The following is a 12,111-nucleotide window of genomic DNA, read 5'->3' on the forward strand; positions in this document are numbered from 1 at the left end:
TATCAATGCATATATTTTATTCTAGAATATCCAAAATTTCATTTGAAAGTCTATTGAATTTGAATTATTATATTTTTTCAAAATTCATGAAATTTTCAGAATAAGGTTTTTCCGAAGTTTGCATTCTATTTTATGATTGTTAAAGGAGTTTTTATGACTTATCCGAACCTTTTAGATCGTTTCTTGACCTACGTTAAGGTCAATACGCGTTCTGATGAACACTCTACTACTACTCCAAGTACGCAAAGCCAGGTAGATTTTGCGACCAATGTTCTTATTCCTGAAATGAAACGTGTCGGTCTGCAAAACGTCTACTACCTTCCAAATGGTTTTGCTATTGGTACCTTACCAGCTAATGATCCCAGCCTTACACGCAAGATTGGCTTCATCTCCCACATGGATACTGCTGATTTTAATGCTGAGGGAGTTAATCCGCAAGTCATTGAAAATTACGATGGTGGAGTTATCGACTTGGGTGATTCTGGATTTAAACTCGATCCTGCTGATTTCAAGAGCCTTGAGAAATATCCAGGCCAAACGCTTATCACAACTGATGGCACGACCTTGCTGGGTGCTGATGACAAGTCAGGGATTGCTGAAATTATGACTGCTATTGAATATCTGACTGCTCATCCCGAAATCAAACACTGTGAGATTCGAGTTGGTTTTGGACCAGATGAAGAAATCGGTGTTGGAGCTAACAAATTTGATGCTGAAGACTTTAACGTTGACTTTGCCTATACTGTTGATGGTGGTCCGCTAGGTGAGCTTCAGTATGAAACTTTCTCAGCAGCTGCTGCTGAGCTTCATTTCCAAGGGCGCAATGTTCACCCTGGTACTGCTAAAGGACAGATGGTCAATGCCCTTCAGCTAGCGATTGATTTTCATAATCAACTTCCAGAGAATGACCGACCTGAATTGACAGATGGTTATCAAGGTTTCTATCATCTTATGGATGTGACAGGTAGTGTCGAGGAGGCGCGTGCAAGCTACATCATCCGTGACTTTGAAAAAGATGCCTTTGAAGCTCGTAAAGCAGCTATGCAAGCCATCGCTGACAAGATGAATCAAGAGCTTGGGAATGATCGCGTTAGCTTGACTCTGACAGACCAGTACTACAATATGAAAGAAGTCATCGAGAAAGACATGACACCCGTTACCATTGCTAAAGCTGTTATGGAAGATTTAGGGATCGCGCCAATTATCGAACCGATTCGTGGTGGAACAGATGGGTCTAAGATTTCCTTTATGGGGATCCCAACTCCTAATATCTTTGCTGGTGGTGAAAACATGCATGGACGTTTTGAATACGTCAGTCTTCAGACCATGGAGCGTGCGGTGGATACCATCATTGGTATTGTAGCTTATAAAGACTAAAAAAGACGAGGTAGCTCAGCTACTTCGTCTTTCTTTTTATTCGTTTGGTTGAGCACTTGGCTCAGTCTCACTTTTCTCTTGCTTTTCGCTTGATTGAGAAGCAGTTGTTTCACTGCCTTTCTCAGACTTAGATTGACTGTCAGTTTCACTTGCTTTTGAACGAAGTTCTTGGTTCAAGCTAATGATTTCTTTAGCTAGAGTGAGGAGACCTTCTTTATCACTACTTTTAGCTGCGAGTTGATCAAAAAGGGCATCGACACGTTCAAAGTCAGCATCAGATCCTTTGTTATCCTCTAAGTACTTGTGAAGAGAGAGCAAGATATTATAGAGTTTTTGGTAGATAATCACCGTTTGTGGATCTTGTTCTGCTTCTTTTTTCTCTCGTTGGATAGTCGCTGCAATACGATTTAAAAGATCCTCAAGTTGTGTTTTAGCTTCGTCAAGGTCTGCATTTTCCTTTTCAGTAGCCGCTTTGATATTAGCTGCTTCTTCAGCTAGGGATTGTTTGACACCATCTTCTTTGACACGTGCTAGGAGTTGGGCAGCTTTAGTTAGGAGAGCATCCACTTCTTCCTTCTTAACATGACTAACCCGCTCTTCTGGCATAAAATCACCGTAGAGTTCTTTTAGGAATTCATAGATGGCGGTCTTAGCAGTTTGACTATCTACTTTTTCCGTATCTAGAATAGTCTTACCAACTTTTGTAGAAACGGGTTCTTCTTTGAGAGCTTCTTCTACTTCTAACTTAGTTTGGTAAATAGTTGGGAATAACTTGTTCAAGTCGGTTGCTTTGAGGAAAGATTGTGACTGGTAAAGTTCCCATGTCAACTTGGCAACACGGTTCCGAAGTTCTTCTCTCAAACGACCATCAGACACATGTTCGTAGAAGTACTTGATGTACTCTACTGTTGTAACCCCTGTCCGATCTCGGAAATCTTGCAAGGCCTGCAGTTTCGCTTCAATGACAGCCAACTCTGTCTCATCCTGTGCTAGTTTTGCTTCCTGCAAATGTACCAAAAGATCTTTCTTAGGCAAGCCATAAGTATCTGTATCCAATGTATTGATCTTATCTACTAGAGCTTGGTACTTCTTATCTAAAGGTGAAGTTTCAACCGGTGCCACATTTTGGTCCACATGGATATACTGTTTATTAAAGAGATCCAATGCTGCTAGGTATCCAGCAGTTGAGTTTGTTGCCAATTTTTTCATATTTTCGGTGAACTGCCCCAAAGCAAGTTCAACCCGTCTCTGCATGATTGGCTGGTCTTTGTAGAGACTTCTGCTATCTGCTAAAAGTTGATCCACCTTAGATAGAACTGTTTGTTCATCAAATGCTCCAGGTTGATAGGTCGATTGTAGGGCCGGAATCTTATTTTTCAAAGCTACTTCATAGCCATTTGTCTGAACCTTAATGTAGTGATTGTGATCACCGTGAGGAATCACAAAGCTACCATTCTCTACTTGCAAACTATAAGGAGACACCCCATCACGTAGGGCAGTCGTATAAAGTTCATTTAGGAAATCCAGTTCTGGATTTCCAGTTTGGAGAGGAATACGAACATGTTCTTTTCGAACAGCATAAGGATGGATATGGGTTGGATCATAGGCTTGATCCGGATTTCCAAAGACAAAGAAGCCGTTTGAAATACGAATCGCTTCGAGCGGAACCCCGTAGGTCTGTGAGATATACTTGATTTTTTCTTCATCGCTAGCATCTCTTGAGAAACTTTCCACAGTCTTTGCAAGTGGTTGAACGTGCTGAGACTGATGATTTTCTTTCAAGTGATCTTGGGCAGCTTTGATTTGGGCTGCAGTCAAGTCCTTCTTAAAGAAATAATGAGCGTGATCTCCATGAGAAACTACAAAACCTTGCTCATCTTCACTAATAACACGGTCAGCTGCAAAACCATGATCATGTTCTTCACCGTGGTGGTGGTCATGCTCCTCTCCATCATGGTCATGGTCTTCATGGTTGGTATCCTGACTTCCATGGTCACCGTCTTGGTCATGATGATGATCTGGTTGAGCTGGATGTTCTGCTGGTTTGCTTGGATTTTCCAAAGGTGTTGGCTTCCCACTGTCGCTAGATAAAGGAATCATACGTGCAATCTTTTCTTCCAAGGCAGAAAGTTTTGTATATGGGATGAAATGATAGTGATTTCCGTGTGGAATCGCTACGCCACTTGGTGTTCTGCTCGAAATCTTAGCAGGGTCAAAAATCAAGCCATCTGATTCAGCATAACGTTGACTACTTGGAAGAGCATAGAGTTGCTGCAATAGACTTTGAAGACTCTCAGCTTGATTACTTGGTGTTTCAGCCTGTTGACTTGGGTTGGTAGTTTGACCAGTTGCGTTTGGACTAGGACGATAGTCCGTCACAGTCGGTTGTTTTCTAGTTCCAGAAAGGTAAGCTTGAGCAGCAGCTAATTCGCTAGCAGACAAGGAACTCTTTGGAATGTAGTGGTAATGTCCACCATGAGGAACGATATAAGCATCACCAGTATCCTCTATAATATCAGATGGATTAAAGATGTAGCCATCGTCGGTAGTATAACGGCCTTGTGATCGCGCAAGTGTCACTGCACTGTTAGAAGTTGGTGCATCGTGAGTATGACCTTGTTTTTGGCGTTCAATTTCGTCCTTCGTACGAATATTATCAGCATGAGCCGCATCTTTAAGGTAGACATAATACTTACCATCAACCTTGATAATGTAGCCACCTTTGATTTCGTTGACAATATCAGCGTCTTTCAGTTGATAATTGGCATCTTTCATCAACAGTTCTTCGCTGAAAATCGCGTCAAAAGGAACTTTACCATTGTAATAATGGAAATGATCACCATGTGAAGTCACATAACCTTGATCGGTGATTTTCACGACAATTTGTTCAGCCTGAATATCTTCTTTTTTGCTAACTTGATCTGGTGTCTGGGTCTCTGTTTTTTGAGAATCTTGCTTCCCATCGACATAAGACACACGGTTATTATCTTTGTTTCCTTCTACCTGGTGTTGGTTCAATGCATAGATGCAAAGGCTTAGGGAAAGGACAAGAGCCGATCCTGCTGCAAGGTATTTCTTCTTCATTTTCATCATCTCCTCATTTTAATTCTTCTGCAAGAACATTCATGTTTTCTTCTAGATTTTCTAAGTAAGTTTTGTCATTTTCAGGATCTGCTTCTAAAGGATTGAGTGTCTTTAGGCTAACTCCTGTTGATTTGACCAAGGTCTCAGCGACTTTAGAAGAAGCATTGCTCTCAGTAAAGATGGTTTTAACCTTATAGGTCTTAACGAATTCCTGAATTTCTGTTAGTTGTCTCGGACTTGGTTCTTGTTCAGGGGAAATCCCTGCTATACCAAGTTGTTTCAAACCAAAGCGTTTAGCGAGATAAGAAAAGGCTGTGTGTTGTGTAACAAAGGTCTTTTGACTCGCTTTTTCAAAAATAGGCTGGTACTTCTTAGTCAATTCTTGGGCTTTAGCGATAAAGTTTTTAGCATTCTTTTGATACGTTTCCTTATTAGAACTATCAATCTCCGAAAGTTTGTCAGCGATAATCTGAGCTTCTTCACCTGCTTTTTCTGGATCTAACCAAGTGTGAGGGTCGTAGAGTGTTTTTTCATCGATGCCGTCACCAGCTTCTACATCTTCTAAGCCCGGTACACGCTCCAACGTCATCCCTTCAGAAGCTTCTAAAACCTTAACTTTTGAATTTTTCAAGTTAGGATCTAGACTTCCAGCCCAAGATTCGAGCGTATGAGAGTGATAGACAAAGACATCCGCATCATAAATGGCAGCAATGTCATTTGCTGATGGTTCAAAGGAGTGAATCCCACTACTTGACTGAATCATCCGTACATCATTCAAGTCACCTGATACCTCTTTGACCATGGCATAGATTGGGTAAAAACTTGTGACAATCTTCATCCCTTTTGATTCTTGTTTTTCTTTTTGGCTACATGCTCCTAAGACAAGAATCAACAGACTTGCCATTAATAGTAGAATTGTTCTTTTTTTCATCATTACTCCTTAACTAGTATTTAACCATTTAATTAACTAGTAAATAGTTTATCTTTATTTACACTATATGTCAAGATATTTTTCACATTTTCATGAAAAAAATGAGAACTAGAACTTACATTCTATTCTCATTTTCGATTTTAACTTTTCTAGTTCTCCTATCCTGTTTTTAGGATCTAGAAAATGCTTCTACCTTTACTTGCTCTCCTTTAATAAAGCCAACAACTTTTCAGCTTCAGCCATAATGGTATTGTTATCCTGAGCACCAAATAGCAGGTTATTTTTTAAGCCAGTGAGAGTTTCTTTGGCATTGGACTTGATAATGGGGTCTTGGATCTTTGCAAGTAGCTCTTCAGCCTCTCTCAACTTCGCTTCAACCTTTTCAGTCTCGACCTGAGGTTCTTCTGGTTCCTCTGGTAATTCTTCTTCCGGCTCCTCAGTTGGTTTTGGAGATTCTGGTTTCTCACTTTGAGGCTTCTCTTCGCGCGGCTTTTCTTCCTCAGGTTTGTCTGCCCGAGGTTTCTCTACTGATGGTTTATCCGTATGATTGTTATCAGCTTGACCATTTTGGTTTCTTTGAACATGGTCACTTGCATTTCCCCAACCACTATCTGAATGCGGACGTTCGTTTGGATGTTCGACATAGTACTTCACAGTCGCAAAGAGATCTTCTAGACTATACCCCTTAGGTGCCTCATAAAGTCCTTCGTCAAACCACTCAAATTTGATGTTATGGTAATGATCATAATGAGGAATGATTAAACTACCGTTTTTAACTTCCACGGTATGTTGGAGATTGTAAGGCATACGATCAAGAGGCACCTTCTTAGCTGCTTTCACGCGGTTGTAGATAGCTTCTGCTCCTTTAGTCTCTGTATTTCCTGTCGAAGGAGGTGTTAAACCTTTCTCTTTAGCATAAGCCTGGGCTGCCGCTCTTTCGGCTTCAGACAAACTATCTTTCTTAATCCAATGACTATGGGTCATATGTGGAGTTACATAGGCATCCCCCTCATCACTGGTGATATCACGGGGATCAAAGATATAGCCATCTTCTGTTGTATACTTGCCTGCCAACTTGGCTACCTGAATCTCATCATCAGTGTAGGCAATTTGCGCATTTGGTTTTCCTAGACGTTCTGGATGACGAATCGGTGCTAGAAATGCAAGTATATCTTCGACCAACTTAACTTTATCACTGCTTTCATCATTTAAACGTTCCAACAGTTTATCCAAAGCGTCAAAATCAACTTTACGACCTTTATTATCAAGTAAGTCCTGATAAATTCTTGCTAGTAAATCATAAGCCTTATTGTAAAATCCTCGATCACCAGATGGGAGATTGGTTTTCTTAGCTCCGAGTTTATGAGACAAACTTTCTTGCTTGGCTAGTTTACTATCAATTGCTGCTGCTGTTTCTGCTGAAAGCTTCTTGGCAGGAATATAACGTGAGGTTCCATTCTCCTCAAAGACATAGCCGTCAGCTACTTTTCGAATAGCCTGTTTAACTAATTTTTCATCAATTGGATTGCTTGGAGTTGGTTGAGGATTTGGTGCAGGTTGCGGGCTTGGACTAGGTTCCGGAGTCGGTTGTTCTGGTCTTGAATCCGGCACCCAATGGTTCGAACGATAGCGAAGTGGGATGATGCGAGCGATTCGTTCTTCCAATTCAGACATCTGTGAATAGGGGATGAAATGGTAATGGTTCCCATGAGGCACAGCAACTCCTCTAGCTGTTCGACTTGTAATCTGTGCTGGGTCGAAGACAAGGCCATCAGATTCTACGTGTCGTTGGCTGAGCGGCAAGGCGTAAAGTTGTTTCAGAAGGCTATCAATATCCTCATCACTTTGACTTGCTTGACTATCGTCACTACTGTTGTTAGATGTGTTCGTGTTCGTATAGCCACTGCCTTGGTTATTATAGGATGGGCTCCATCTATCTACATCGCTGCTAGCACTGTTGTTATTGGTACGGCGATAAGTAGGCGCCTTTGATTGGCCACTTCTACCAGATAGAAAGGCTTCTGCAGCAGCCAATTCGCTGGCTGATAACTCACTCTTAGGAATGTAATGGTAATGGTCGCCATGAGGAACGATATAAGCATCACCAGTATCTTCAATGATATCGGATGCATTAAAGATGTAACCATCATCTGTGGTGTAGCGTCCCTGTGAACGTGCCAAGGCTACCGCACCATCGTTTGCTGAAGTCCCTCTTTCACGATGCTGACTATGTTCTTGTTTTTGCCGATTGATTTCTTCTTTCGTACGGACATTATCCGCATGGGTTGAATCCTTAAGGTAAACATAGTATTTTCCATCTACCTTGATCACATAACCACCCTTGATTTCACTGATAATATCCTCGTCCTTGAGCTGGTAGTTTGGATCCTTCATCAGCAACTCTTCACTGATGATAGCATCATAAGGGACTTTGCCATTATAGTAATGATAGTGGTCACCATGTGAAGTGACATAGCCTTGGTCTGTTATCTTGATGACGATTTGCTCGGCATTAATACCTTCTTTTTTACTGACTTCATCAGGTGTCAAATTCTCTGTTTTTTGCGCAGCCTGTTTTCCATCTATATAGGAAACACGGTTATTTTCCTTGACCGTTCTAGCTTGATACAGTCCCAATTCATAAGAACAGACACTTAAAATTAAAGCTGCCGCAGAACCAGCAAGGTATTTTTTATTAATTTTCATCGAAACTCTCTTTCTTTTTTAATATTTCTATTTGCAATTCATTTCTAAATTGCAGAAACTCCTCTCTATTACTTAACTGGTTAATAGTTTACTCCTAAATTTGCAACTTGTCAAGAATTTTATGAACCAGTTAAGTATTTTTTGTTCTTCACCGCTACTTTCTCTAGAATGGAGTTTATATAAGAAAGATTTTCTTGAAAGTTCTTAAAAAAAATCCCTGCAACTGGGTTGCAAGGATTTTTTGATTAATCAAAATTAACGTATTCTTTTTGAAGTTCAAGAACTTCTTCCATTGTTGAGCATTCTGTAAGTGCACGGTTTGCGTACTCTTCCATCTTAACTGTATCGAGTTTCTTCATCAAGCTACGTGTACGAAGTACAGATGTTGCTGACATAGAGAACTCATCCAAGCCCATTCCGACAAGAAGTGGAACAGCCTGTTGGTCACCAGCCATCTCACCACACATACCTGCCCATTTACCTTCAGCGTGAGCTGCTTTGATAACGTTGTTAATCAAACGAAGGATTGATGGGTTGTATGGTTGGTAAAGGTATGAAACTTGTTCGTTCATACGGTCTGCTGCCATTGTGTATTGGATCAAGTCGTTTGTACCAATTGAGAAGAAGTCAACTTCTTTAGCAAATTGGTCTGCAAGCATTGCTGCTGCTGGGATTTCGATCATGATACCAACTTGGATATTATCCGCAACTGCAACACCTTCAGCAAGAAGGTTTGCTTTTTCTTCGTCAAAGACTGCTTTCGCTGCACGGAATTCTTTCAAGAGCGCAACCATTGGGAACATGATACGCAATTGACCGTGAACAGACGCACGAAGAAGGGCACGGATTTGTGTGCGGAACATAGCATCTCCAGTCTCAGAGATAGAGATACGAAGGGCACGGAATCCAAGGAATGGGTTCATTTCGTGAGGCATATCGAAGTAAGGAAGTTCCTTATCTCCACCGATATCCATTGTACGAACGACAACAGGTTTACCGTTCATTCCTTCAAGTACAGCCTTGTAAGCTTCGTATTGCTCGTCTTCTGTTGGGAAGTCTTGAGAATCCATGTACAAGAACTCTGTACGGTAAAGACCAACAGCTTCAGCACCGTTGTCATTGACACCTTCAACGTCTTTTGGAGTACCGATGTTGGCAGCCAATTCAAAGTGTTTGCCATCAGCAGTTACTGTTTTAGCATCTTTCAAGAGAGCCCATTCAGCTTTTTGTTTCGCATAAGCTTCACCAGCAGCCTTGAATTCAGCCGCCTGCTCATCAGTTGGGTTGATAATAACTTCACCTGTGATACCGTTAACGGCAAGAATGTCACCATCTTTAACGATTTCAGTGATATTGTTTGTACCCAATACTGCTGCAATTTCAAGCGTACGCGCCATGATAGCTGAGTGGCTTGTACGTCCACCAATGTTGGTTACAAAAGCTTTTACAAAGTTTTTGTCCAACTGAGCTGTATCTGAAGGAGTCAAGTCATGCGCAATCACGATTACTTCTTCATTGATAGAAGCTGGGTTTGGCAATTTTTTACCAAGGAGGTTTGCCAATACACGTTTTGTCACGTCGCGGATATCCGCTGCGCGTTCTTGCATGTATGGGTTGTCTTCCATTCCTTCAAAGATAGTGATAAACATGTCTGTTACTTCTTTCAGACCTGCTTCTGCATTCACTTTCTTCGCACGGATAGTTTCTTTAATTTGGCTGATCATTTCAGGATCAGCAAGCACCATTAAGTGAGCGTCAAAAACTTGAGCTGCTTCTTCACCGAGCGTACCTACTGCTTTCTCGCGAATAACAGAAAGCTCGTCTTGTGATGCTTGTAGAGCGGCATCAAGGCGAGCTTCTTCTGCGTTTGTATCTTCGACTGTAATAGTCTCAAATGACAAATCCGGTTGAACGAGTAGATATGCTTTTGCAACTGCAACACCATCAGATGCTGCGATTCCTTTAAGCATTTCTGTCATTTTCCTTATGCCAATCCTTCTTTTTCCATAGTTTCAGTGATAGCAGCGATTGCGTCGTCAGCATCTGCACCTTCAGCTGAAATTGTAACGTCAGCACCTTGGCCAACACCAAGACTCATAACACCCATGATAGATTTAAGATTTACTGATTTACCTTTGTATTCAAGAGTGATATCTGAAGCAAATTTGCTAGCTGTTTGAACCAACAATGTTGCTGGACGCGCGTGAATACCTGTTTCTGCCACTACGTGGAAATCTTTAGAAGCCATAGTTTGACTCTCCTTTAGTTATTTCTTTTTTGAGTTATATGTGATAACCCTTACAAGACTGTATTATATCACCTTCTAGATAATTTTTCAAGTATTTTATGGACTTTTACTGAAAATGAAATTACTTCTTTTTCTATTAAATGAGCACTCTAGTAACTAAATAGCATATCTAAACACTAATTGTTCAAAGAATGTCATCATCAAAATTCAATTTTCAAAGCTATTTTCCCTTAATACCAATCAGAGGACAATCCTAGTAAATAATGAAATAATACTATTTAACTATAATTAATATAACTCAGTAAATCCATTATTTGAAAAGACTTCATCAAATCCTGAAATTCTAAAACCTACTCTTACCATCAACAGTAGAGAATTTATCCAATTTGCTACTTAAAGTAAAATAAGTTTGTAGCCCCTAACAGTAAAAAGGTAGATATATCTAAGTGGTATAAGTAGAACTAAAACTTTGATTGATTCCATTCAAATAAAGTATCCAACCAATCAAAAACGACATTATGGGCGAGTCTTAGATTATTGACTTGGCAATGAGCGTCCGCACCACTTTCCGCCTCAAATACTTGAAGTTTAGTTTGTTGATTTTTAGATTTAAGTTCTTCATAAATCACCTTAGTTTGATGCTGCAGTTCAGCACCCTCACCCTTTCCCATGATAAAAAGGCATGGGCATTGAATTTTTTGGTAATCCACAATCTTTGCATGGTTAAATACATCATCAATAGCACTCTTAAAATCAGAAGTACCAAACTGCCATGCATACTTTTTAAGATTTAAATTTGCTGATTCATTCCAATTTCCAGCTAATTTTAAAATGGCATTTATTAACCAACTAGGTGCTTTCAAACTTGATCCAAATTCTTTTCTGAAAAGTTCTGCAACGTCGTAAATAGGGGTACTAGCAATCCAAGCATGAATTCTTGGATCCTTTTCGACAGCTTGTGCAGTAAAATATCCCCCTCCGCTGACACCATAAATAGCTAAATAATTTAGTTTAGGATTTCTATTTTCCAACCAGTCTATGCATAATGAAATTGGAATAGAAGCATCCACATCAAAGACCAGCCCTCTACTAGGATTGCTCCCTTGACCAGGAAGATCAACCATTAAAACATTATAATTTCGTATCCATCCAGGATATCCTGCAAAGTAAAATAAATCTTCGCGATAAGTATCACCTCCACCAATCATGATTATCGTTGGGCAATTATCGTCGCTATGAAGATAATAACCAGGCAAGTAAGAACCCTGATAGGGAATAGTTAATTTTTCAATCGGTGCACCTAGTGAATGAATTGCACTAGAAAACACCTTCTCCATTTGACGAACGGTCGGTAAATACTCTTCAGAAAATGGATCGGTAAATTGGATTGCCGAGCGAAGTGAGTAGGTCTGTGCAAGATAATACTGCGCCTTTGTTTGTTCACTCAATCCTGAATTACTTGCTTCTTGTTCAAGGTAGTTTACATGCGATAAAAATACATTTTTCCAGTCATCAGGCTTTGGTGAGTTCCCCAATCTTTGAGCAAGATAATAAAGCTCTCCATGAGAGAAACCAAAAATTTCACCGATTCCTAACAACCAATTGAAGAAAAAATCCGTATCACCATTCTTAAAAAATATTTGAGTCGATTGCCGTTTTAAAATAACATCATTTTCTTTCACCACGCGCCTCCTAATTCTGTGTTCTTTCATTCATTTAATCTAATTATAATCTGATAACATTCTCTATCAAACAAAAGCATTCA

The 12,111-nt window shown here is 40.2% G+C and carries 7 protein-coding genes; 1 reads left to right on the forward strand and 6 read right to left on the reverse strand.

Going from position 1 to position 12,111, the window contains the following annotated elements; genetic code table 11:
• Positions 1-153 precede the first annotated feature (153 nt).
• Positions 154-1,377 carry a peptidase T gene (gene pepT, locus GMD5S_RS0205225; RefSeq protein ID WP_000222029.1) on the forward strand — a complete coding sequence of 408 codons (1,224 nt, stop codon included), beginning with the start codon at positions 154-156 and terminating at the stop codon, positions 1,375-1,377.
• Positions 1,378-1,413: 36 nt separating this feature from the next.
• Here the strand turns inward: pepT and GMD5S_RS0205230 are convergent, their stop codons facing one another.
• The 6 genes from GMD5S_RS0205230 to GMD5S_RS0205255 all read right to left on the reverse strand — a co-directional run bounded on the left by GMD5S_RS0205230 (position 1,414) and on the right by GMD5S_RS0205255 (position 12,028).
• The gene (locus GMD5S_RS0205230; protein WP_000731456.1) at positions 1,414-4,461 is read right to left on the reverse strand and encodes a pneumococcal-type histidine triad protein; all 3,048 of its coding nucleotides are present in this window, start codon (positions 4,459-4,461) and stop codon (positions 1,414-1,416) included.
• Positions 4,462-4,474: 13 nt separating this feature from the next.
• On the reverse strand, positions 4,475-5,392 hold the full coding sequence (locus GMD5S_RS0205235) for a metal ABC transporter substrate-binding protein (RefSeq protein WP_000747440.1): 918 nt from the start codon (positions 5,390-5,392) through the stop codon (positions 4,475-4,477).
• A gap of 195 nt (positions 5,393-5,587) precedes the next feature.
• On the reverse strand, positions 5,588-8,098 hold the full coding sequence (locus GMD5S_RS0205240) for a pneumococcal-type histidine triad protein (protein ID WP_000700242.1): 2,511 nt from the start codon (positions 8,096-8,098) through the stop codon (positions 5,588-5,590).
• Positions 8,099-8,343: 245 nt separating this feature from the next.
• Positions 8,344-10,077 (reverse strand): phosphoenolpyruvate--protein phosphotransferase, encoded by a 1,734-nt coding sequence (gene ptsP / locus GMD5S_RS0205245; protein ID WP_008289239.1) that lies wholly within the window; start codon positions 10,075-10,077, stop codon positions 8,344-8,346.
• Between the two features lie 5 nt (positions 10,078-10,082).
• Complete coding sequence (locus GMD5S_RS0205250) at positions 10,083-10,346, reverse strand: phosphocarrier protein HPr (RefSeq protein ID WP_000146948.1); 264 nt, start codon at positions 10,344-10,346, stop codon at positions 10,083-10,085.
• Between the two features lie 461 nt (positions 10,347-10,807).
• Complete coding sequence (locus GMD5S_RS0205255) at positions 10,808-12,028, reverse strand: alpha/beta hydrolase family protein (protein ID WP_000661899.1); 1,221 nt, start codon at positions 12,026-12,028, stop codon at positions 10,808-10,810.
• Positions 12,029-12,111 lie beyond the last annotated feature (83 nt).

Source organism: Streptococcus sp. GMD5S (assembly GCF_000298715.2).
Taxonomy (GTDB): Bacteria; Bacillota; Bacilli; order Lactobacillales; family Streptococcaceae; genus Streptococcus.